At 57.5% G+C, this 23,577-nt stretch carries 24 protein-coding genes; 9 read left to right on the top strand and 15 right to left on the bottom strand.

All coding sequences use genetic code 11. The features are described from left to right. Window positions 1–13: 13 nt before the first annotated feature. The gene (gene glpK / locus LKE28_06090) at window positions 14–1,522 is read right to left on the bottom strand and encodes a glycerol kinase GlpK (protein ID MCH3907810.1); all 1,509 of its coding nucleotides are present in this window, start codon (window positions 1,520–1,522) and stop codon (window positions 14–16) included. A gap of 131 nt (window positions 1,523–1,653) precedes the next feature. Between glpK and LKE28_06085 the strand changes: the two genes are divergently transcribed. Then, on the top strand, window positions 1,654–2,223 hold the full coding sequence (locus LKE28_06085; protein ID MCH3907809.1) for a hypothetical protein: 570 nt from the start codon (window positions 1,654–1,656) through the stop codon (window positions 2,221–2,223). Window positions 2,224–2,255: 32 nt separating this feature from the next. On the opposite strand, the gene LKE28_06080 is transcribed toward LKE28_06085, so the two are convergent. Further along, a complete protein-coding gene (locus LKE28_06080; protein ID MCH3907808.1) occupies window positions 2,256–2,417 on the bottom strand; it encodes a hypothetical protein in 162 nt (53 codons plus the stop codon). A gap of 89 nt (window positions 2,418–2,506) precedes the next feature. Between LKE28_06080 and LKE28_06075 the strand changes: the two genes are divergently transcribed. Genes LKE28_06075 through LKE28_06055 form a run of 5 tightly spaced genes read left to right on the top strand, consistent with a single transcriptional unit; the run spans window position 2,507 to window position 5,998 of the window. Further along, window positions 2,507–3,454: a patatin-like phospholipase family protein gene (locus LKE28_06075; GenBank protein ID MCH3907807.1), complete on the top strand. Its 948-nt coding sequence runs from the start codon at window positions 2,507–2,509 to the stop codon at window positions 3,452–3,454. Window positions 3,455–3,496: 42 nt separating this feature from the next. Then, entirely contained in the window at window positions 3,497–3,844 is a 348-nt protein-coding gene (locus tag LKE28_06070; protein MCH3907806.1) for a hypothetical protein, read from the top strand. A gap of 48 nt (window positions 3,845–3,892) precedes the next feature. Then, the gene (locus LKE28_06065; protein MCH3907805.1) at window positions 3,893–4,237 is read left to right on the top strand and encodes a DRTGG domain-containing protein; all 345 of its coding nucleotides are present in this window, start codon (window positions 3,893–3,895) and stop codon (window positions 4,235–4,237) included. Between the two features lies 1 nt (window position 4,238). Continuing rightward, on the top strand, window positions 4,239–4,652 hold the full coding sequence (locus LKE28_06060; GenBank protein MCH3907804.1) for an ATP-binding protein: 414 nt from the start codon (window positions 4,239–4,241) through the stop codon (window positions 4,650–4,652). Window positions 4,653–4,660: 8 nt separating this feature from the next. After that, window positions 4,661–5,998 carry a 4Fe-4S binding protein gene (locus tag LKE28_06055; protein MCH3907803.1) on the top strand — a complete coding sequence of 446 codons (1,338 nt, stop codon included), beginning with the start codon at window positions 4,661–4,663 and terminating at the stop codon, window positions 5,996–5,998. On the opposite strand, the gene LKE28_06050 is transcribed toward LKE28_06055, so the two are convergent. Next, on the bottom strand, window positions 5,974–8,880 hold the full coding sequence (locus tag LKE28_06050) for an insulinase family protein (protein MCH3907802.1): 2,907 nt from the start codon (window positions 8,878–8,880) through the stop codon (window positions 5,974–5,976). The genes LKE28_06055 and LKE28_06050 overlap by 25 nt on opposite strands. A gap of 89 nt (window positions 8,881–8,969) precedes the next feature. Here LKE28_06050 and nfo point away from each other — a divergent pair, with 89 nt between their 5' ends. Together nfo and LKE28_06040 are read left to right on the top strand one after the other, a co-directional pair. Next, window positions 8,970–9,824: a deoxyribonuclease IV gene (gene nfo, locus LKE28_06045; GenBank protein ID MCH3907801.1), complete on the top strand. Its 855-nt coding sequence runs from the start codon at window positions 8,970–8,972 to the stop codon at window positions 9,822–9,824. Beyond that, entirely contained in the window at window positions 9,808–10,560 is a 753-nt protein-coding gene (locus tag LKE28_06040) for a glycerophosphodiester phosphodiesterase (GenBank protein ID MCH3907800.1), read from the top strand. The genes nfo and LKE28_06040 overlap by 17 nt, the downstream gene beginning before the upstream one ends. On the opposite strand, the gene LKE28_06035 is transcribed toward LKE28_06040, so the two are convergent. The 7 genes from LKE28_06035 to LKE28_06005 form a co-directional block, all read right to left on the bottom strand. Continuing rightward, window positions 10,513–11,862: a hypothetical protein gene (locus LKE28_06035; protein ID MCH3907799.1), complete on the bottom strand. Its 1,350-nt coding sequence runs from the start codon at window positions 11,860–11,862 to the stop codon at window positions 10,513–10,515. The genes LKE28_06040 and LKE28_06035 overlap by 48 nt on opposite strands. Beyond that, window positions 11,856–12,425, bottom strand: coding sequence for a hypothetical protein (locus LKE28_06030; protein MCH3907798.1), 570 nt, complete (start codon window positions 12,423–12,425; stop codon window positions 11,856–11,858). Before LKE28_06030 ends, LKE28_06035 begins: the two co-directional genes overlap by 7 nt. Then, on the bottom strand, window positions 12,415–12,810 hold the full coding sequence (locus LKE28_06025; protein MCH3907797.1) for a hypothetical protein: 396 nt from the start codon (window positions 12,808–12,810) through the stop codon (window positions 12,415–12,417). The genes LKE28_06030 and LKE28_06025 overlap by 11 nt, the downstream gene beginning before the upstream one ends. Before the next feature lie 17 nt (window positions 12,811–12,827). Continuing rightward, the gene (pepT, locus tag LKE28_06020) at window positions 12,828–14,057 is read right to left on the bottom strand and encodes a peptidase T (GenBank protein ID MCH3907796.1); all 1,230 of its coding nucleotides are present in this window, start codon (window positions 14,055–14,057) and stop codon (window positions 12,828–12,830) included. A 66-nt stretch (window positions 14,058–14,123) separates the two neighbouring features. After that, window positions 14,124–14,972: a hypothetical protein gene (locus LKE28_06015; protein MCH3907795.1), complete on the bottom strand. Its 849-nt coding sequence runs from the start codon at window positions 14,970–14,972 to the stop codon at window positions 14,124–14,126. Window positions 14,973–14,997: 25 nt separating this feature from the next. Further along, window positions 14,998–15,549, bottom strand: a complete 552-nt coding sequence (locus LKE28_06010; GenBank protein ID MCH3907794.1) for a hypothetical protein — start codon at window positions 15,547–15,549, stop codon at window positions 14,998–15,000. A 52-nt stretch (window positions 15,550–15,601) separates the two neighbouring features. Beyond that, window positions 15,602–16,174: a hypothetical protein gene (locus tag LKE28_06005; protein MCH3907793.1), complete on the bottom strand. Its 573-nt coding sequence runs from the start codon at window positions 16,172–16,174 to the stop codon at window positions 15,602–15,604. An 83-nt stretch (window positions 16,175–16,257) separates the two neighbouring features. Between LKE28_06005 and LKE28_06000 the strand changes: the two genes are divergently transcribed. Then, a complete protein-coding gene (locus LKE28_06000; GenBank protein MCH3907792.1) occupies window positions 16,258–18,378 on the top strand; it encodes a hypothetical protein in 2,121 nt (706 codons plus the stop codon). A 67-nt stretch (window positions 18,379–18,445) separates the two neighbouring features. On the opposite strand, the gene LKE28_05995 is transcribed toward LKE28_06000, so the two are convergent. From LKE28_05995 to LKE28_05975, 5 genes are read right to left on the bottom strand one after another with little or no spacing between them, the layout of a single operon-like run. Further along, window positions 18,446–20,197 (bottom strand): [FeFe] hydrogenase, group A, encoded by a 1,752-nt coding sequence (locus tag LKE28_05995; protein MCH3907791.1) that lies wholly within the window; start codon window positions 20,195–20,197, stop codon window positions 18,446–18,448. A gap of 13 nt (window positions 20,198–20,210) precedes the next feature. After that, window positions 20,211–21,998, bottom strand: a complete 1,788-nt coding sequence (locus LKE28_05990; GenBank protein MCH3907790.1) for an NADH-quinone oxidoreductase subunit NuoF — start codon at window positions 21,996–21,998, stop codon at window positions 20,211–20,213. A 12-nt stretch (window positions 21,999–22,010) separates the two neighbouring features. Next, on the bottom strand, window positions 22,011–22,394 hold the full coding sequence (locus tag LKE28_05985; protein MCH3907789.1) for a (2Fe-2S) ferredoxin domain-containing protein: 384 nt from the start codon (window positions 22,392–22,394) through the stop codon (window positions 22,011–22,013). Then, a complete protein-coding gene (locus LKE28_05980) occupies window positions 22,391–22,999 on the bottom strand; it encodes an ATP-binding protein (protein MCH3907788.1) in 609 nt (202 codons plus the stop codon). Before LKE28_05980 ends, LKE28_05985 begins: the two co-directional genes overlap by 4 nt. Window positions 23,000–23,006: 7 nt before the next feature. Next, window positions 23,007–23,480 (bottom strand): NAD(P)H-dependent oxidoreductase subunit E, encoded by a 474-nt coding sequence (locus LKE28_05975; protein MCH3907787.1) that lies wholly within the window; start codon window positions 23,478–23,480, stop codon window positions 23,007–23,009. Window positions 23,481–23,577 lie beyond the last annotated feature (97 nt).

The following is a 23,577-nucleotide window of genomic DNA, read 5'->3' as shown; positions in this document are numbered from 1 at the left end:
ACTCTCCCTTCCCTTACGGTGTGTCTCCACTCTTCCAGCCCAGCGTCCGGCTCACCGCTTTCCGCCACAACCGGATCTTCCGCTGTCGGTTCGCATCATCCATCTTCGGTTCCCATCTCCGCTCTTCCTGCCATTGCTTCTGCAGTTGGGTGAAGTCCTGGAACACCCCGACGGACAAGCCCGCGGCATACGCAGCGCCCAGCGCCGTAGTTTCCACTATCTTAGGACGAATCACAGGGATTGCCAACAGGTTGGACTGGAACTCCATCAACGGAGTACTGTTGGTCAGCCCCCCATCCACCTTCAGCGTCCGCATCTTGATGCCGCTGTCCATTTCCATCGCCTCGAAGATGTCGTTGACCTGGAATGCCGTAGCCTCCAGGATTGCCCGGCACAGGTGGGCACGGGTCACATATCCGGTAAGGCCGGCGATGACACCGCGGGCGTCACTGCGCCAGTACGGGGCGAACAGACCGGAGAAGGCCGGGACGATGTACACCCCGCCGCAATCCGGCACGGACATGGCAAGCTGGTCCAACTCCTGGGGGGAGGAGACGATCTTCAGATTGTCCCGGGCCCACTGCACCAGCGAACCGGCCACGGCGATGGAGCCTTCCAACGCATAGCGGGGTTTCTGTCCCGCCATCTGATAGGCGACGGTGGTGATCAACCCCATCTTGGAGGTGACTTTCTTCTCCCCGGTGTTCACCAACAGGAAGCACCCTGTCCCATAGGTGCTCTTGCCCATCCCTTCGGTGAAGCAGGCCTGTCCGAACAACGCGGCCTGCTGGTCCCCCAACGTCCCGCATACCGGCACTTCCCCCATGCAGGGCCCGTCCAGAATGGTTTTTCCGTACACCACTCCGCAGGAAGGCACGATCTGGGGAAGCGCACGGCGGGGAACGCCGAACAGGTCCAGCAGTTCATCGTCCCAACCCAGCGTATCAATGTTCATCAGCATGGTGCGGGACGCGTTGGTCACGTCGGTGACCAACGTCTTTCCCCCGGTGAGGTTCCAGATCAACCAGCTGTCCACCGTACCGAACACCACCTCCCCTTTCTGGGCCGCCACCTTGAGACCCGGCACATTCCTCAGAAGCCAGACAATCTTGGACGCGGAGAAATACGGGCTGATGCGCAGCCCTGTCTTTTTCTGCATCCACTCGACGGACACCTTTTTCTCCACGTCCTTGACGATCTGGCTGCCACGAAGGTCCTGCCAGACGATGGCGTTGTGATAGACGTTGCCGTTGTGGGGGTTCCAAGCGATGATCGTCTCCCGCTGGTTGGTGATGCCGATGCCCCGCAGGGCGCTTTTGGGCACTCCGGACGACTGAAGCGTGGCAGAAATGCAGGTACAGGCGTTGGCCCAGATCTCGTAGGGATCGTGCTCCACCCATCCCGGCTGTGGATAGATCTGCCGATGCTCCACCTGGTGGCTTGCGACAATCTCTCCTTGCTGGTCGAACAGGATGAAACGGGTACTGGTCGTACCTTGGTCCAATGCGCCGATGTACTCCATGGGAACCTCCGGATGCCCCCAGTATAAAGCAAAAGTGTCCAAACGAACAGAAAAAACCGGTAAGGGATTCGCGTGTCCGTTGTTGACAACAACCCCCAAGCATGGTATTTCGATTTTGTGGGGAGAACCATATGAGCATCAAACTGCCACCGTTCTGCAAGGGAAGGCTTTGCAAATACTACGTGACGCTGGGAAGCACACCGTTCTGTACGGTCAATCGCGCCCGGCAATCAAACTCCGTCATCCCGCTTTCCGTGATGAAACAGGAGAACTGCCATTACCAGGAACCAGAAGGCTTGTCGGACAAAGAGAAGAAACGTCAGAACGTCATGGCCTCGGAGACCTATTGGAAGATCATTGAAGCAGCAAAAAAACGGACAAAGGACGCCCTTGCCTACGACGGGAATCCCAAATACGTCGACATGGTGGTCGACCAATTGACCGATGACCTGCTGGATGAGGACGAGAGCAATTGGGAGACGTACACCGAGGCGAACATTGATGAGATCATCCGGGAAGTCCAGCATGAGAAACAGATGGACTCGGCATTCCAGAAGATGAACCGTGAGGATGACGGGGACGCGGTGGATGACGACCCGGTGGATGATGATGACGATGATGGGGAAAAAGACGATTCGTCGTACGGAGATGGCCCTGATGAGGACGAGGAAGAGGAACCGTACGAGGATTCCGACGTCTGAGCCGGCTCCTTCCCTCCGTCAGATCTGACGGATTATGAAACCAGGGAAAGAACCTGCTTGGACCAGATCATCGAGACGACGGCCGCATTGGCAAGGATCAACAGGAAACGGGTCACTTTTGATTTGTTCATCGAAGCGGTGACGTAACAATATCTTGTCAGATAATACGATGCAAGCGTTTGCAAAAAGATCATGCTCGTTACTCCTTCTTCTTCCAAGATAGGAAAAAAGGAAATGACCGGCAACCTTGTTTTCCTTTTTTGTTTTCGCTAAGGTAACAATCATGGAAACGGTGCGGGATATCGGATTGGTGTTTGCCGGGGGTGGCGCCAAAGGCGCCTACCAGATCGGCGTATGGAAAGCAATCCGGGAATTCGGTCTGGAAACCTACATCACCGCGGTGAGCGGAACATCCATCGGCGCGATGAACGGATGTCTGTATGGCTATGGAAGCCTGGAAAAGGCGAACGAGATGTGGGGACATATCTCCAAGGACGACATCCTGTATTTCGACAAGGAAGCCCTCCGCACACTCCGGGAACAGATCAAAGTGGAACTCCCCGCGCTCAGGCCGGGCAGACAGGGTGAAGGGAAATGGCTTGGACCGACGAGAACGCAGATGAGCCTGTTCAGCCGACAGCGGCTGGAGAAGATGATCCTCACCGCCCTGACCGACCCCGTGCTGGAACACAGCCCGGTGAAGTGTTACGCCACCTGCTGGGGCAGCAGGACCCAACGGCCGTACACGTTTCTGCTGAACCATCTTTCCCGCACCGACGGCGTCCAGATCCTGACGGCCACCAGTGCCATCCCGCTGGTCTACACCCCGGTGGAAATGGAAGGGGAGAGTTTCTTCGATGGAGGCCTGGGGGACAACGTCCCCGTACGGCCGCTGTATGAGCGGGGCTACCGCAATTTCATCGTCGTCTATCTGGCGCAGCGGGACTACGTGGACAAATCGGCATTTCCCGGCGCCCACTTCGTCGAAATCGTTCCTTCGGTCAGTCTGGGGGATTTCTTCTCCGGGACGCTGAATTTCGACCAGGAAGCGATTGACGGGCACGAGCGCCAAGGAGAGGCGGATGCCGTTGCCATCTTCTCCAAATACCACAACGTCGGGGAACTGTTCCTCGGGGAGCGGGGATCCCAGCCACTGGACACGGAACTCAAGCTGAAGAAATACACCAAGATGTTGATCGGGCACGCCATCAAAGAGATCGTCAAGCACTGAGGAACCGTTGCGAAAAACCCCAATGCACGATACGCTGAAGTCATGTTGCTGAAGGATATCATTCGCCTTGTCCAAGGCACCTCCCTGACCGGGGATCTCCACGCTGAGAAGGAGATATCCTTGGAGTACACCACATCGATGATGAGTTCCGTGCTGGTGCTTTCCCGCTTTGATGCCTTGATGGTCACCGATCTGTGCGGCATTCTGGTGGTTCGCACCGCCCTGATGAGCGACATCCCGGATATTCTGATCACCGACGGGCACCAGCCCACCGCGGCGATGATCGCCCTGGCCAAGGCTTCCGCCATCTCCCTGGCCACCACGGCGATGGATCTCTCTTCCGTCACCGACCTGCTCTCCAAGAACGGTGTGAACAGCCTGTATCACTGACCGGTTGTTTTTCTCACATCATCTCTGTTTCGTGCTATACTTCTTTCCATGAAATTCCGTGAAGTCATCCAGGTTACCGGAGCGAAACTGGTGTGCGGACAGTCCCACCTTGACCAGGAGGTGCGGCTTGGGTTCGCCAGCGACCTGATGAGCGATGTGCTGACCCTTCTTGAGGACGACATCCTGCTCATCACCGGGTTGTCCAACAACCAGAGCATCCGCACGGCGGAAATGAGTGACATCGCCAACATTCTTCTGGTCAGGAACAAGTTCCCCAGCCAGACGATGATCGCGATGGCCAACGAGCTGGACATCGCACTTGCCTGCACCCCGTATTCGGCATTCAAGTCCAGCGCGCTTCTGTACAATGCGGGATTGAAGCCGGTGTATTGAGATGCATGCGGAATATGCGGTACCGGCGAAAGACTTCTCCGTGGCAGGTGCGGCGGCAAGCGCCATCAAGCAGATCCTGAAGAAACTGGGCATCAACCCCCTGGTCATCAAACGGATCGTCGTCGCCACGTTCGAGGCGGAGGTGAATGTCATCGCCCACAGTTACGGGGGAAAGGTGGTGCTGGATGTGGATGAGTCCGGCGTGACGGTCCAGGTGATCGACACCGGACCGGGAATTCCGGACCTGAACCTCGCCATGCAGGAGGGATGGTCGACGGCAAGTGATGAAGTGAGGGCGTTGGGATACGGGGCTGGCATGGGGCTGCCCAACATCAAGAAGAACGCCGACAAGCTGGACATCGTCACCAAGGCGGGCGACCATACCCATATCACGATGTTCTTCAAGATTGCCTGAAGGAGGAAATGATGCATCATAGTCTGACCATCGACCAGGATGTGTGTTGGGGATGCACCCACTGCATGAAGCAGTGCCCCACCCAAGCCATCAGGATCCATGACGGCCATGCCCACGTGCTCTCCGGACTGTGCATCAACTGCGGGCAATGCCTGCACGCCTGCCCCCATGGGGCGATCCGCATCGAACAGACACCGTTCGGAGAGGTCACCCGCTACGCGCGCCGGGTGGCCATCGTCCCGGCCATCTTCTTCGCCCAGTTTCCCGACACGTACACCATCCCCCATATCTGCCAGGCGATCCGACAACTGGGATTCACCGACCTGTACCTGGCCGAAAGCGGCGTGGATGTCCTGAACCAGCTCTCTCCCCGGATCATCCCCAAAACAGGACTGACCATCAGCAACTACTGTCCGGCGGTGATGAAACTGATCCAGATGCGCTATCCCCTGTTGCTTGAGGATCTGACCCTTCGCAGGCCCCCGTCGCAGATCATGGCGATGTTCGCCCGTGCCGAGATCCTTGCCGAAGGTGTGGACGCCCAGACCATCGGGGTATTTTATTTCACCCCCTGCGCGGCGAAAATCGCCCAGATCAAGACCACCGGCAGCGATGAAAGCAGACTGTTCCAAGGAGCCATCAACATGGATACGGCGTACAACAAGGTCAGGGAATACCTCTCTTCCCACAAGACCCCGGATCCTTCCCTTCCCGATGGCTTCACCTTCCCCGGATGCACGGCATCCGCACTGCTCTGGTCCACCGTCAAGGGGGAATGCATTGGCGTCACCGAGCGCGCCATGGCGGTGGATGAAATGCACAACGTCATCGACTTCCTGGAACAGCTGGAGGAAGACGAGAACACCAACCTGAATTTCCTGGAACTGGACGCCTGCGCCGAGGGATGCGCCGGCGGCGTGCTTACCGTACGCAACCGGTTCCTGGCCAACGAACGGCTCCGCCACTGGGCGCAAAGCCTGCCGTCCGAACTGGATGACGCGCTGCAGGAGCGGATCGACCAGTACCAGGACATCATCAGAAACGACATGGAGATGGAACGCCCCATCCCCTCGGAGGCACTGGTCTGGGACACCGACACGTCCAAGGCGATCCACAAGATGGAGAACTCCCGGATGATCGCGAACGCGCTTCCCGGCATCGACTGCGGACTGTGCGGCGCGCCGACCTGCAGGACGCTGGCCGAAGATATCGCCCGCAGCGAGGCATCCATCCGCCAGTGCGTCGTCCTGAAGCTCAAAGATCCCAAGTTGATGAACCAACTCTCCAAAATCTGGGGCGATCGTTCCTTGGGAAAAGGACTTTACAACGGAAGCGACGTCAGCTGAGCGGGGAACGCGCCATCCTTCTGCAGCATCTTGCGGGAGGTGAACACCACCAGACTCCGCTCGGCGTCCAACTTCGCCAGCAGGCTTTCCGCCGCCTGACGAAGCATCGCGCCGTCCACGGAAAGCAACTGTCTTCGCCGCGCCTCGCGCATCACGTCATCGTACCGCATCAAAATCCGCTTGAATGAAATCGTCGCCGCCTGACTGGGGCCCAGCGGCTTGAGTTCCAGGCCGATCAACGAAATCTTGGCGTTCTCGATCTCTTCCTGGGAAGGCTCCTCTGCCGCATACCGTTGCAACACCGTCCGGTAATCCTGGAAACTGCCGCTGATGCGGGGATCCCGGTAGGTGATGAACTGGAACAGCTGGTCGGACAGATTGGTACGGGCATCCACCCCGTACGCCCCGCCTTTCATACGGACGCTGCTCCACAGGTCATTGGTCGTCATGATCTGCCCCAGCACCATTTCGGCAACCTGGAGCGGGCTGGAGAGGGGATCACTGCGATGCACCAGGGCGCAGTAGCTGACGTTGCTGGGAAGCGAGAACGCCCGGTACCGCACTTCATCCGGAGCGATCAACGGCTGGGTGCGACGGACTGCCGGCACCTGCCTGTCCGGAAAGGAACCAATGAACCGCTCCATGGAGGGAAGCAATGACACGGGGTCATCCCCGGTGAGGTGGAAGACCATCCTGCTGCGGGATGCAAGTTTCTCCTGGAGCCTGCCCATCATGGCGGAGACGGCATCCAAGTGTTTCAGGCCGGTGAGGAACTCCCACTGGCTCACGCCACCCACCTCCTCGCTCTCCCACCCTGCCTGGGTGAACGGAGCGGACGCGTACAGGCTGGCGAAACTGCTCGCCCCATAGGTGACGCTGTCACGGTAGTCCCCTTTCAGATCCCCCAACGCCACATGGATCCGCGCCTTGTCGGTGACATGGGCGGAAAGCCACAGGTCGGTGGCGAACGCCAACGCCTCAGGCAGATCCTTCTTCAGCATCTTCAGCCGGACCGTCACCGTGGCATGAGACTGATGGTCCTGCATGTCGCTGTCACTGTCCACCAGAATGGCCACGCCCCCAAACAGCCGTTTCATCGTCAGCGCCGCCTCTCGGTCATTCAGTTTCCCCACCCCGGTCTCCAGCAACAGCCGTGTGTACAGGGAAAGATACCGGAACTCCTCGTCGGGCAGGTCGTCCACCAGGACGGCGATGGAGAGGTAGACGATGCCGTTGCAGAACTGCTGCATCGTATACACCGGCCGATCCAGACAGAGGTGGGTCTCATACCGGTTGGGTTTGATGTCCACCGGCAGGTCGGCGATGGACAGACGGGGAACGCTCCTGTGGGCTTCTTCACCATCCGGCGTATTCTCGTATTCCAGAAAATGGCGGCTTTCCTCGTCCAACGTGGCGTCGGCCGTCACCGCTTTCTCCGCCTGTTGGGCAAGATACTCCTGCTGGTGCTTCAGGTACGCTTCATCAGGGTACAGCGAGATGACGACCCGTCGGGGATTGTCCAGCAGGTTTCGTTCGATCCAATGCTCAAAATACCGGGGATCTTTTGCCAATTGCGCATCCAACGCGTCCAACGCCGGCCCCACCTGCATGGTGGAGAACGGACCTTTGCCGTTCATCCAGCCTGCCATGGCGCGGTCCATGATCCTCAGTCCCTGGGGAACGGAGCCCGCGATCTCCTGCTGTTTGAAGCGGGAACGCTTCATCCTGCCTTGGATGGCTTCCTCCCCGATTCCTTCCTTGACGATGGAGCGGAGCGTCCGGTCCACCAGCTCCACCACTTCGTCTTCCTTTCCCGGTTTGATGCCCTTGAAGCCGGCCATGAACGGCATCTGGGGAAAATCGGCCACCATGCCGGACTCCGGGGAGATGTCCTCCCCCAATCCGGATTCCAGCAACGCTTTGTACAACGGGCAACTGGGATCATCCAGAAGCAGGTCGGAGAGCGTGTCCAAGGTGGTCACTTCCAAGGGATCGGACGCGTCGGTCGTCCGCCACGCCACAAGGATCGACGCGCCGTTCTCCTTGCCTTTCCCTTCCAATGGTCCGGGAACGACCTTGCTCGCGCCATGCCAGGCGGGATCCAAGGAAACCGGAGGAAGCGTCACCCCCCGTTGGTAGTCTTTCAGATAACCGTCCTGCAGGAAGGACAACAGGGCGGGAATATCATTGTCCCCGTAGACCAAAAGCCGGCAGTTGGAAGGATGGTAATGGGAACGATAAAAATCCAGATACCCCTGGTAGGTCAGATGAATGATGGAACAGGGGTTCCCGCCGGAATCAAAGCGATAGCAGTCATCCGGATACAGCGCTTTGATCACCTGACGGGCAAGCACCTCGTCATGATCGGCTGCCGAGCCCAGCATCTCGCTGAACACCACCCCTTCCCAGCGGACGCCTTTGGCATCCTTGACCAGACGGATCCCCTCCTGCTGGAACGCTTCCTTGCGAAGCAACGGGTGGAACACCGCGTCGGTGTACACGGAAAACAGGTTGGAGAAATCCTTGGAGAGCGGGGAGGCGGCAAGATAGATCGTCTTGTCCGGATAGGTCATCGCGTTGAGATAGGTGTTGGTCGACCCTTTCTCCAAATCCATGAATGGATCATGCACCGGGTACTTCCTGCTTCCGGAAAGCGTGCTGTGTTCCAGAATGTGGGGCACTCCGGTGTCATCGGTGGGGATGGTCCGGACGATGTAGCTGAAGAACTGCTCGGAATCCTGGTTCTCCACAAAGCAGACTTCCATACCGGTGACATCATGGACGAACAGGTATCCCTTCGCCTGGTAATCGGGAAGGTCGCACACCTGACGCAACGTGAACTGGGAAACCGAATCCCCTTCTTTGAACTGCTGGTCACTCATACCGATCCAGCATATCGTTTTTCCCGGGAAGAAGGAACAACGTACCGTGAGAAGTTGTCCTTTCCCTTCTGAGACAGTATCATACAGGCATGGTATACATCGGTTGTCACACCCACATCGCGGGAGGGTTGGAGAACGCCGCCATCCAGGCGCATGATCTGGGGGCCAATGCGTTCGCCCTGTTCACCAAGAACCAACGGCAGTGGACCGTCCCCCCGCTTACGGAAGGGCAGATCACCGCGTTCCGTTCCACCGTGGAGCAATTGGGTTTCTCTCCCAAGGCGATCCTCCCCCACGACAGCTATCTGATCAACCTGGGCAGTCCGGTGGAAGAGAAACTGCGTTCCGCCCAAGCGGCGTTCCTTGAAGAGATGCGCCGGTGCGACGCCCTGCATCTGGAAAAGCTGAACTTCCATCCGGGTTCCCATCTGAACCAGATCAGCGTGGACCAGTGTCTCCGCCTGGTCGCCCAGTCCATCGATCTTGCCATCGAGCAGGTCCCGACCGTCATGCCGGTCATCGAGACGACGGCGGGGCAAGGCACCAACGTCGGATCGACGTTCCAGGAGATCCGGGACATCATCGGATACAGCAACCACCCTGAGGCGATCGGCGTGTGCATCGACACCTGCCACATTTTCGCAGCGGGATATGATATCCGAACCAGGGAAACGTACGAGAAAACGTTTGAGACATTCGGAGCGGTCATCGGGTTTCCCCGCCTTGCCGGCATGCATCTGAATGACGCGATAAGCGCCTTCGGCAGCCATGTGGACCGCCATGCAAGCATCGGGGAAGGAGCCATCGGAAAGGAACCGTTTTCCTGGATCGTCCAGGATCCCCGTTTCCAGGACATCCCGTTGATCCTGGAAACCCCGGATGAAACAAAATGGAAAGAAGAGATCGCCCTGCTCTTCTCCGCCTGCCATGCGGATCACGCCTGATCATTTTCTGCTGTTCGGACACCGGGGATGTCCGAACGAGCATCCGGAAAACACGCTGCCGTCGTTCCAGGCGTGCATCGACCACCACATCCCCGGCGTCGAACTGGACGTACACCTGACCCGGGATGGAAACCTGGTCGTCGCCCATGATTTCTCCCTCGCCCGCACCGCGCATACCGAGCTGCTCATCGAGGAACAGGATCTTTCCACCCTGCAGAAGGTGAATGTCGGCGCCTACCAGGACCGGCAGGAACGCATTCCCCTGTTGGATGAGGTGCTGGAACTGGGAAAAGGCAAGCTGTACTTCGACATCGAGATCAAGGACAACAGCCTGCGTGGCCGGGGTCTGGAACCCCTGCTCTGGAAAGCCATCCAGACCCATGGCATGGTCGATTCCGTCCTGGTCAGTTCGTTCAACCCGCTGTCCGTCCGGCGTTTCAACCACGCGTCAAAAGGCAAGTTGGATACCGCGGTGATCTACAGCTCAGAAAAAGGGATCCCCAAGATCATCCGGAACGGAAGATGCCGCCACGTCGCCCGGGCAACCTACCTGAAGCCGGACTGGCGTTACGCACGCCCGTGCCATCGCTATCCGATGGTCGCGTGGACGGTGGATGACCGTTCTTCCCTCCAGGCGATGCTTTCGCTGGGCGTCCGGGGAATCATCTCCAACGACGCCCCTGGCATCCTACAGATACTCAGAGAAGAAGGAAGCGGCTACCGCGGCAATCTGTGAGAACGCCGATTCCTGGTCCTCTCCCGTCGCTTTGATCTCCGTCGTGTCGATCACCACGTTGCCGGTGGCAAGATCATACAGACGCATCTGTCCGCTGGCCACCACCAACCTCGTCTGTCCGACCATGGGGTATTCCACCACCCCAACCGTTCCGTACAATAAGTATGGACTGTCAGGATAGCGCGCACGTATTTCCTTTGCCAAATCCACGCCATCGTTGGTCGCGCTGGTGTCAATGAGGGAAGTGATGCCTTCCGTCGTGAGATACGACACCATCTTGTCCTGAACCTCATGGCGGTCAAGCAACGTTCCGTCAATGGAATACTCCTGGATGTTGACCACCATGGGATGAGAGGCATAGGGAGAAACAAACGCATAGGAGAATGAAACGGAATGGGCTTCCACCGCATCCACCAGGCTTTGGTACACATCAGCGGAAAGCACCGGCTTGAGTTTCTCCAACCGGTCCTGGATGTCGATGACGAATGATATCTCCCCTGCGTTGATGATGCTGGAGATATACGGATGGAATTGGAATATCCCACCGCTCCCTGAGTTGAACAACAGGCGGTCCTCAAACCGCCCTTCCTGCAGATTTTCGCTGAGGAATCGCGCCGCGATCGGGGCGTTCCGCACCTTGGGGGAGAACAGCAGGCGTTTGCGGTCGACACGGACTGTCGCCGTCGCATGGGCCGGATCCACCGAGGAAAGCCGGAACCGTATCGCGTCAATGTACTTGAGAGAGCGTTTGAGCAACGTGTCGGCATCGTAGGAACTTGGCTCCGTCACGGCGGCATACAACGCATCCAGCCCGTACTGGATCGCCTGGACGTCCTGGTTGTCCCGGTATGCCTGGTCAGTCTGGGAGAGCAGGGATGCGATCAAGGCGTCCTGGGCGTTCCGTTTGTTGACCAGATCGGTTCGTTGGGCGGCCAGAGCCTTGGCGTCTCCTTCAGCCATCAGATAGGTGATTTCCTCCACCCTGGCTTCCCGGACCACCGTCACTCCCAGCTCCGCGATGGCATCCGTGGTGGTGAACTCACGGTAATACCGTTCCTGGACATCCTCCCCAACAGAACTGGAAATCTGTTCCAGAATGGAATGCATCGCTTCCAAGCGCGCATTGAACGGATTGGAATCCGTCCCCTGACCGACAAACGTCTCCTTGCCGGAACGGACATCCGGTTGGGACACCCAGAGCGGTACGCCCTGCAATCCCGTCTTCACCAACGTCTGGAAATCAACGCAGGAACAGAGCAAAAGGAGGCAAAGCACCGTAATACCCGCTTTTTTCGCTACCATGTGTACCCTCCTCCCACCAACAGCAGATAGCCGCTTTCCATCTTGGCTCCTTCTGCAAGGGTCGCCTGATACATCCGCCTGCCGGCGATGGCCAGATGAATCCGTGGCGTGAGCATGTACCGGAATGTCACCGTCGCGTCCGCGCCGATGGTCGCCGGCAACAAGCCAACCGAAGCGCGAGCCGAAACAGACAAGGAACTGTTCTGCAGAAACCAGCCCTTCCCCACAAGCGAGAGGGGCAGTACGCCTTCAATCCCCAACGAAAGGAACGGACGACTGGAAAGCCAGCTCACCGCACCAACCAAGCGGAACGGAGATGGATGGTTGAGGTATCCCGCGATCTCCCCACCCCAATACGAAGAGCCGCCGTACATCAGCAACCCTTCCACCTGGATGCCCTTCGCCTTCTCCAACGATTGTCCTGTGGCGATGCCATGATTACTGTACACGGACAACAACGCGACATCAGAGAGGATGGTATTCACGGAAAGCAACCCTACAGCCCCATCCCCGCCGTGGGCAAAGAACAGATCCCCGGTACGAAGGCCATCCTCACGTTCCATGGCATACTGGCCACGATACCCACTGCCAAGCACCCGCTTCCCTGAGGGGGGGGAGCAATGTCAGAAGGTCATGATCCAGCATGAGGCCCAGTTGATCGGCGAAACGTTGACCCAATCCCTTTCCGGAGGAAACCGCCAATTGTTCCTCAATCCTACGATCCTGATACGACAGGGACACCACCAATGTCGCCACCTGTCCATCATCCTGAAAGGAGGAAATGGCCAAGGAAAACGCTCCATCCGGTTCATCATCCAGACGGATGCGGCGTCCAAGCCGCTGGACCGCCGTCCGGGTGATGGCGCTGGTGGTCTCCGGGTCGATGTCATCAGCCTGCACCGCCACCGCCTGTCCGAACATGGGCAGCACCATCAGGAGGATCAACATGGATGCGAGGGTACGCTTCACCCACGCGCTCCGATCTCAATGATCCGGGAGACCAGCTTGACGCTGTCTTCCATCGCAGGCAACGCAGCCCATTCATACACCGAGTGGAGATTATGCCCGCCGGTGAACAGGTTCGGGCAAGGGATGTGCCGTTCATTGGCCATCCGCGCGCCATCCGTACCACCACGGATCAAATTCTCGAACAGCGGCATGCCCAGTTCTTTCCCTGCCTGCCAGATGGATTGCACCACCGCGGGATGCTTGTTCGCTTCCTCCACCATGTTGTAGTACTGGTGTTTGACCACCACGTCGATGGTGCAGCCATAGGCCGATTCCATCGCGCCGGCGATGCCCTTGACCACTTGGATCCGTTTCTCCAGATTCTTCAGGTCGAAGTCACGAAGCACAACGTTCAGCTTCACCTCTGCCAACGCGCCGCTGACTTCCAGCGGGCAGTAGTAGCCGAAACGGCCGTCCGTCGCCTCCGGGCTCTCCGCCTGGGGAAGCGCGTCGATGATCATGCCGGCCACCTTCACCGCGTTGATCAGTCTGCCCCGTCCGGCACCCAGATGATAACTCACCCCATGGATGTCCAGCCGGACCACGGCGGCGTTGAAGCATTCCGTCTCGATGCAGTACCGCTCTCCTCCATCCACCGTGTAGCAATAGTCGCAATGAATCTTGTCATAGGGGAAATGATCCATGCCGCATCCCGTCTCTTCATCCGAGGTGAAGTACAGCTCCACCGGTCCATGAATGCAGGATGGATCATGGAGCAGACGGTCCGCAACCGTCATGATCTCCGCGACACCCGCCTTGTCATCACTTCCCAGAAGCGTCGTTCCATCGGTGACGATCAACGTCTGGCCAACGTACTTGGGAAGTTCCGGGTTGTCAGAGACCTTCAGCGTCACCGTTTTGTTCAACAGGATGTCTTTCCCGTCATAGGAAGGAATCACCCGGGGTTTCACCCCATTGCCCTGGCAATCATCCGCCGTATCAACATGGGCCATCAGACCGATGGTCGGCACCTTCTTCGTGGTGTTTGCCGGAATGCGGGCGATCAAAATTCCATGCTCGTCCATCTCCCGGTCGGTCACACCCATCGCCGCAAGTTCCGTATCCAACAAACGGAGCAGATTCCATTGGATTTCCGTCGAAGGATGGTTTGTTTCGGCGAGCGCTTCATCGCTCATCGTATCCACCTTCACATACCGCAGGAACCTGTCCAGTAATGCATCCGCCATTTCGTACTCCTCCCTGCCATTAAACCACACCGCGGGAAACTGGGCAAGAAATGACGGGCGTGCCGATCAGAAACTGAAATCGTACTTGGTCAACAGCGGTTTCACGTCATCGATGACTTCATAGATGGCGAACACGCAGATGATGATCCCCGTCACCACCGGACTGCGCTTGGCCGCCGTGCCGATGGAAATGATGCTGGTAGCCAATGCATAGGCGCTCTTCGGCTCCGTCGTCACACTGGTCAGCCATTCAGAGAACGATTCCCCTTTGTCACCACCGTACTGGTAGTAGCGGATGATGCTCATCAGAGTGGAGGCAACCACTCCCGCAGCTACGGAAACAGCCGCCGCCGCGGCGATCTTTCCCCACCAGACGGCATAGGGGACCATGGCGTACACCACCCCGGCGGCAAGCAGCACGGTGCTCTTGACCACCAGTTTCTGCATGTCTTTCCAGAAGGCCGCCCTCTGGCTGGGTCGGAGCGCCTTGGCAACATCCTCCGCCTGGGAGAGCAACAAGGCCTTGTTGTCGGCAAGCTTCGCCTCCAATGCTTCCATCTCCGCTTCCGGGAGCAGATCACGGGCATACTCCAGCACCGCCGACGCGTCTTCATCCGTCGATCCGTTCTGCACCATGTAGCAGAATTCCAGGTATTCCCTGCCGTTTGCTTCAGAAAGCGCGCCCTCCACCACTTGGGAACCTTGGAAATCAAGATCGCCTTTCAGCCCAAGATCATCTCCGACATACGACGCGATGACATCCCGCTCTGCGTCGATGATGCCGGTGACGGCAGGCAACAGCTCTTCGTCGCTGATCATCTCCCGTCTCCGGACAGCCAGCGCCTGGTCACATCCGGAAAGCGCAAGCACCAACACACCGACGACCATGACATTGGCCACATTCCTCATGTTCATCTTCCCAACCCCTTCCCCGCATCCATCACTCCGTCCGTGGTTCCGACGGTGAAGCGGAGGCGAGGAACTCCCACCCTACCAATACGGAAAGACGGACCACAGGATAGTCCCCCAACGCATCCTCCAGAACGCCATACTCCGTGGAAAACACTCCGCTGGGATCCCGAACCTGCAGTTTTGGCTCGATGAACCAGTGGGGTGTGACGTGCCAGGTGTATCCGACGTCCAGTCCGTTGAGCAGACACCCTTCCTCTTCCGGGCGATCCTTACCCAGGAACCAGCCCCCTTCGACAACGCCAAAGCTCACCACGAGTCCATCCCCGAACGGATAATAGTCCAGGGACAGTCCCGCCGTGAGCATGGAGACGTCATACGCCCCCAGTCTCCGTACCCAGGAGACCGGGAACCGTATGCCAAATCCATCGTCTAAGCGCACTCCCGTCTCTGCGCGAAGAGTCAACTGGCCACTCCAAAGCGCATCAATAGCCATGCTGTCCACGGCAACCCACGGCGTCACCGCAGCAAGCGGGAAACACAAACCAAGGGAGCACAGGCATATCCATACAAAGCGTCTCATGGCATCACGCTACCATGAGACGCACCGGGTTCCCATTCCCTGAAAAGAGTAGTTATTTTTCTGAAGGAAGATCTTTGAACGATGGAGCATCTGCGGCGGGACCGCCCACCGTCACATCCATCGGTTTCTGTGGAATCTGCGACCAGCCCAACGCTTTGAGAATATCTTGTTTCCGTTTTTTCGCGGAGAAGCTTACGAATCGGACATCCCCGTCATCCAGATAGAAGATCAAACCGGAATAGCGGGAAAGCACCTTGCCAAAGCCAAGGCTCCGCACCTGGGATGTTTCCAGGCGCCAGGCGAGCACACAGGATCCTTTTTCCGAACCTTCCGCCCGCCGATACAGTTCCAACGCCTCCGGGGTAATGACCAATCTGCCACGCACCAGATCCCCACTGCCGGAACGGGGAACCATCCCCACCTGCAGGGAAAACGAAAAAGGATGGGAACAGACGCCGCGCACCATTTTTTCAGATACGGCATATCCCACATGAAACCACACCCAGACGCAAAGGAACATCACGCCAAACAGACTGAAATACAGCACCGTCCCGATCTTCGCAGGAGTGAAGAACGTAACGGCGAACACGCAGACCAACAAGATCGCTTTGGCAAGAGTTTTCATGGGTTCCTTCCTCTTGTATCATGGACGGTAAAAAATCTCAAGCATCCACACAGGTTTGGTGGTAGTGGGATCGGAGGCTCACTATGACACGAAACAAACGCTTGCGAACAGCCTTGGCGCTTTTCGCCCTCACCCTGCTCGTCTTCTTTGGATGCTCATCCGAAGTGGAGGAGCGTTCGACGCTGACCCTGCACATGGAAACCAGTGCGTATTCAGCGAAAACGATCGCTCCGTTGGATGTTCCGCTGGAAGTCACCCAGTTTGTAATACGAGGAAACGGACCAGACAATTCACGTTTCTCCACCACGACCACCAAACCATCGGTGACGGTCAGCGGCCTGTTGATCGGCCAATGGACGATCACCGCCGTGGGACAGAACGAAGATGGTGTGGACATCGTGGAAGGATCGACCATGTTGCAACTCAAACCGGAAGCGACCACGGCGACGCTGACGCTCGATACACTGAAAGGTACCGGAGCCATCGACCTGACGATCAGTTGGGACGCTTCGTTGATCAGCAATCCGGGATTTGAACTGACCATCACCAGCCAAAATGGCGCCACCACCGTACCGACACTGGACACCTCGACGCTGGAGAGCGGATACATTCGCTTCCTCAGCACGACGCTGGCAGCCGGTTCCTACCAGGTATCAGGGAAACTGTACTCGGGAACCCAGAAGATCGCAGGGTTCGCCGAAGCGGTCAGAGTGGTGGATGGAGTGAGTGCCGTCGCGGAAATCACCGTCAACCTGCAGAAGACCAACAACGTACCATCAACCATTACGCTGGTCAACCAAGCGGGGACGCCGGTGGAATGTACCATCTCTGGCATCGACAGTGAGATGGCAGCCGGCGTTCCGGTGACGGCAACCGTCAACGCCACCGGTGACGAACCGCTGGACATCACCTGGTTTCTGGACGGAGAGACGGTAGGAACGGGTTCCACCTATACGTTCACCCCGGAACTCGGCCCCCATCGGCTGGACGTGATGGCCAAGGGTGCTTTGCTGGGATCCACCGGTTCGGCAGGCATTGAATTCAACGCCGTACTGCAGGGAACCACAGGAGCGCCGGTCTTGATGAAGCAGATCGCCAATGGGACAGACAATCTGAAGATCGGCGGCAAAACCCAAGCGGCATTCCTCTCCGACGGAAAGTTCCTGGTTTGGTCTGAAGACACCAACACGTTGCAGCTCTGCCAGCTCAACCGCAATGATGTCCAGGTAGTCACCACCTATTCCGCCTCGAACAGCACCTTCACACTGACCAACATCGTGGACATCGCGGTGGATACCGACCGGGATTACGTGTACATTGCCGACAACAACGGTCCCAAAGTCACCAAGTATTCCTATTCCCCAACCTCGTCCACGCTGACGAAAATCTGCGAGTCCAACAACAACGCATGGGAGTATCCAAACAGTACCGGACCGTTTGATACGATTGTGGAACTGGGACGCATCGCCATCGACCGGAAAGATGGTTTCGTCTATCTTTCCACACCAAACACCACCCCGGCAGAGCCCAATGTCACCACCGTCTATCATCCGGACGCAACGACCACAGAGACGATGTTCTATACATCCGCCTATTGGGCAAAAGACGTTTCCAATGTGGACAAGACCCAGACGATGCGGCCTTCATCCTTTGATGAGGTGAATGTATCCGCGGACAACAACTTTTTGACCGCGGTGGACACCTCCAAGGACCTGGTGATCGTTTCCAAACGGTACGAAGAAATCCTCTCCCTTCTGTTGCAACCCCTCTCCACCTTCCACAACGGACTCCTCGGTCTGGAAGACATTACGGTGGCGACGATGGTCGACTCCACCACGCTCCTTGTAGGAACCGAAACGACGTTGACGATGATTAACGCCGATTTCTCCTCCCCCATTACGGGATTCTCCAATGGAAATCTCTATATGGGTGGAGATTCCGAGCTTGGGGGCCAAGCCCTGCAAGGGGTCACCCAACTGCTCCAGACCCCGGATGGAGAAACACTGTATGTCCTGGCAACCGGCAGCGGAAACCTGCTGGCATGCAGGTATGCCAACGGAGAGCTGGGATTCCTTGGTTCCATCTCACTCGGCTCATTCGTCCCCAACGAAATGGTGCTCTCCGCCGACCAATCGGTCATGTTGCTCACCAGCGACAGTTCCGACACCCTTTGGGTGCTCCGCATCCCAACGGATTCCGAGTAACACCTCAGTCAGCGTGATCAAAAAAGGGGCTGCCGATCGGCAGCCCCAATATCTTGCTTCTTTCCTGTCACGCTTTGTACACAGGCACCTGTTTGTATGCCGTGTGCAAATACTTCTCGCTCAACTCGGAAAGCGGAGCGCCCAGGAACTCCTTGTACAGCTTCTTGATGGAGGGGTTGTCATGGCAGCAGCGTACCGGATCATCCGTATCATCCTGATACAGACCCGCCGCGCGCTCCTTGCGCACCTCATCATCCGCACCGTACGGTTGTCCGCCACCAGCCACACATCCACCACGGCACGCCATGAATTCCACGAAGTCATACGGCGCCGGTTTGCCGGCTTTCTTGCACTCCCGCACTTCCTCGAGGATTTCCTGGGCATTTACCATGCCATGGACGACCGCCACCCGAACCTTCCGTCCCTTGATGTCCACTTCGCCTTTCTTCACTTCCTTGATGCCACGTACCGAGGTGACGTTGACGTCCTTCAGGTTCTCTCCGGTGACGGCGTAGTACGCCGTGCGGATCGCAGCCTCCATCACACCACCGGTGGCTCCGAAGATCGTGCCTCCGCCAGAGTATTCCCCAAGCGGATCATCCGCCTCGGTCTCCGGAAGATTGTTGAAGTCGATTCCCGCCGCCTTGATCATCCGGGCAAGCTCCCGGGTGGTCAGCACCAGATCGGTATCCTGATACCCGCTGGAATACATGTGATCATCCCGCACCGCCTCAAATTTCTTCGCTGTGCACGGCATGATGGCCACCGTATAAATCTTCGCGGGATCGATTCCCTTCTGTTTGGCGAAATAAGTCTTGGTGATCGGCCCCTGAATCTGCATCGGGCTCTTCGTCGAGGAAAGGTTCTCGATCAAATCGGGATAGTACTTCTCCGCGTAGTCCACCCATGCCGGACAGCAGGAGGTAAACTGGGGAAGCACGCTTCCCGGAGTGGTCAGCCGATGCACCAGCTCGTACCCTTCCTCCATGATGGTGACATCCGCGCCGAAGTTGGTGTCTTCCACGTAATCCACCCCAAGCCTGCGGAGCGCCGTGTAGATCTTCTTCGTCGAAAGCGTTCCCGGCCTCAAGCCGAATTCCTCGGAGAGGCTGACACGGACGGACGGCGCGATCTCGGCGACCACGATCTTCTCGGGATCGGCGACGGCGGAGATCATCTTGCCGGTGTCATCCTTTTCATAGATCGCTCCGACCGGGCAGTGCGCGGCGCACTGTCCGCATTTGATGCACGGGCTGTCATTCAGCGAAAGCATCGCTGCCGGCGCCATCACCGTGTTGGACCCACGACCGATGAACTCCAACGCGAAGGTTCCCTGCAGGTCCTGGCAGACCTGGACGCACCGACCGCACTTGATGCACTTCTTCGGATCCAGCACGATGGACGGGGTTGAGTCGTCCACCGGCGCCTGGATGTTCACCCTGGGCTGGTACGGCTGCTCGCGGATGCCAAACTCCGCCGCCATGTCCTGCAGACTGCATTTCCCGTTACGGATGCAGGTAAGACAGGTGGACGGATGGGTGGAGAGCGTCAACTCCAGGATCGTCTTCCGTACAGAGTACAGTTCCGGATCGTTGGTGATGATGGACATCCCTTCAGCAACCGGGGAGGCGCAGGCGCGAAGGATCTTCGAGTTGCCCTCCTGTTTCACGATACACATGCCGCAGCTGCCAAACGCCTTCAGGTCCGGATGGTAGCAAAGCGTCGGAATTTTCGCACCTGCCTTCTTTGCGGCGTTCAATACACTGGTGCCCTCTTCGACTTCGACGGGAACACCGTTGATTTTCACATGCACACTCATTTTCTTCCTCCCACTACTTGACCAGGATCGCGCCGAACTTGCAGGTCTCACGGCAAGCGCCACAGCGGATACATACCTTCGGATCGATCACATGCTTTTCCCGAACGGCGCCGGCAATGGCTCCGACCGGGCACTTGCGGGAACAGGCTCCGCAACCGATGCACTTGTCCGGGTTGATCACATAGGTAATCAACTTCTTGCACTTGCCCGCAGGGCACTTCTTGTCGATGATGTGCGCCCGATACTCCTCAGGGAAGTTCTTCATGGTGGACAACACCGGGTTGGGGCTGGTCTGACCCAACGCGCACAGCGAGCCACGCTGCATTGCGTGCCCAATCGTCTTGATCGCCTCCACATCGTCCATCGTTCCCGCTCCGTTGGTGATCTTCTCCATCAACGCCAGTATCGACTTGCCGCCGATACGGCACGGCGCGCACTTGCCGCAGGACTCATCCACGGTGAACCCAAGATAGAACTTGGCCACATCCACCATGCAGTCATCCTCATCCATGACAATCATGCCGCCGGATCCCATGATGGAACCCAACTTGGTCAGAGCGCCGTAGTCGATCGGGGTATCCAGATATTCCTCGGTGATCACACCGCCGGAAGGACCTCCGGTCTGCACGCCCTTGAACTTCTTGCCATGGGCGATACCGCCGCCGATATCGAAGATGATCTCACGGAGCGTCGTGCCCATCGGGACTTCCACCAGGCCGCTGTTGGCGATCTTTCCGGTAACAGCAAACACTTTGGTTCCCTTGCTGTCCGCCGTCCCGATCTTTGCGAACCATGCGCCACCCTTGTCGATAATCACCGGCACGTTGGCCCATGTCTCGACGTTGTTGATCACCGTCGGCTTGCCCCACAGACCTTTGGTCGCAGGAAATGGCGGACGAGGCTGCGGCATGCCACGCTTGCCCATGATGGACTGCAGGAGCGCCGTCTCCTCACCGCAGACGAACGCGCCTGCGCCCAAACGGATCTCGATGTCGAAATCAAAGCCACTGCCCAGAATATCCTTGCCCAGCAAGCCGTATTCGTGGCACTGCTTCATCGCCACTTCCAGACGATGAATGGCAAGCGGATACTCGGCGCGGATGTAGATGTACCCCTGATGGGCTCCGATCGCCTTGCCACAGATGATCATCGCTTCCAGGACGCTGTTCGGATCGCCTTCCAGCGTGGAACGGTCCATGTACGCGCCCGGGTCCCCTTCATCCGCGTTGCAGACGACGTACTTGACGTCTCCCGGCGCCTGTTTGGTGAAGTTCCACTTCATCCAGGTGGGGAAGCCCGCGCCGCCACGGCCACGCAGTCCGGAAATCTTCATCTCGTTGATGATGTCATCCGGAGTCATGGAGAACAATGCCTTCTCCAACCCCTTGAATCCATCACGGGCGATGTACTCGTCGATGTTCTCCGGGTTGATGAACCCGCAGTTGCGAAGCACGATGCGGAACTGCTTCTGGTAGAACTTGATGTCCTCCACCTTGGCATGGGCCTGGCTCTGCGACTTGTCATACAGAAGCCGCTTGACCTCACGGCCTTTGATGATGTGCTCGCTGATCAACTCCTTGGCATCCTCCGGCTTGACATGCACGTAAAACGCTTCCTCGGGGAGAATCTTGACGATCGGCCCCTGCTCGCAGAAACCGAAACATCCCGTCTTGACGATCTGGACCGCATCCGCGACCCCCTGCGCCTTGCTCTCATCCACCAGTGACTGGTAGATCTGGTCTGAGTGGCTGGATTCGCAACCGCTGCCACCACACACCAGAATATAGTTTCTGAACGCCATTCCTTGCCCCCGTTACTTTTTCATGATGTCGGCAGCTGGCCGGTCATAGATATGATCAGAGATCAACTGCTTGCCAATGATATGCTCGTCGATGATCTTGTCGACCATCGCCCTATCCACTTTGCCATAGATCACATCAGGCATTCCCGGAACGATCACTTCCACCGTCGGCTCCACATAGCAAAGCCCCATGCACCCCGTCTGGGTGACGGACACGTTGGAAATGTTCTTCTTGTCCAATTCCGTCAGAAAGGTATCAAGCACCACTTTCGCCCCGGCGGCAATCCCGCAGGTGCCCATACCGACGATGACCTGGACATCCTTTCCACTGGTGTCCCGCTTCTCCATCGCCTTCTGCTTGTCCTCACGCAACTTTCTCAATTCCTCAAGCGTCATCTTCTTGTCTCCTCTTTTGTTTCCCATTGTTCCAGCGGATGATCCACCATGTACGGTTTCAGCGCGTCTTCCTGTGATTGCAGGAACTGCCGAAGCAATACCAGCGAACCACTGTCCGTCAAACTTCCCAACGCCTCGACCAGCTCCCCTCTGCCCACCTGGTACGACCCGGAACCCTTCACCGTGGAGAGACTCCGTTCCACGGAAAATTCCTTGGCACCTGGATGATTGAACAGCAGAAGCAACGTTCCCGGCAGATCCCCCATCGGCGGGGTGTCCACGTTGTCAAGATCGAACACGAACCTGACCACCGTCCCCTTGCCTTCCTTGGATTGCAGATCGAACGTCCCTCCCGTCTCAAGTACGGTCTGGGAGAGAAACGGCAACCCAAGCCCGACGTTCCGCTTTGCGTGCTTGATCCCGTCCGTATAGAACGGATCCAGCACCCGCTTCTGCACCTCTTCGCTCATCCCCTTCCCGTCATCCTTGACGGTGCAATCCAGAAACTGGTCCGATTCCTTCAGGACCAACGTGACATGGACGGCTCCCGCTTCAAAGGAATTCTGGACGATGTCCAGCAGGAAGTCACAGATGAAGACGTGCATGCATCGTTCAGCTGTATTTTGCCAGGATGCCTGGAAGCTGGTCCTTGGTCACTTTGCCGTACACCTCTCCGCTGATGGTCAAGCATGGCGCAAGCCCACAGCACCCCAGGCAACGGACGGCATCCAAGGAAAACAGACCGTCATCCGTAACTCCACCCACATCCAGATTGATCGACGATTTCAGCTCATCGATGAGAATCTGGCTGCCCTTCAGATAGCAAGCAGTCCCCAGACAGACCTGGATGTTGTGCTTGCCGGGCTTCGTCAACTTGAAGAAATGATAGAACGTGATGACTCCCCAGATCTTGGCAAGAGGCACGGAAAGCATCTCGGAAACCTGGTTGGCGGCCTCCCGAGAAATATATCCCTGCTCTTCCTGGACCTTGTGAAGCACCATGACCAGATTGCCCGGTTTGTCTTTCCAACTGTTGATGTAATTCACCAACACTGGAGAGAACTTTTCTGCAGTGTTTTCTGACATGAAACCTCCCAATGCGATACTACACGGTTTTGTGGTAGTATATCAAAAACAAAACGGTTTTGTACACTGATTTCCGCCTTCATATTTTCCTACAGCG

It is taken from the genome of Sphaerochaeta sp. (genome assembly GCA_022482495.1).
GTDB lineage: Bacteria > Spirochaetota > Spirochaetia > Sphaerochaetales > Sphaerochaetaceae > RUG023.
Note: the sequence above shows the minus strand (reverse complement) of the source record. Positions and strands in the feature narration are given on the sequence as shown.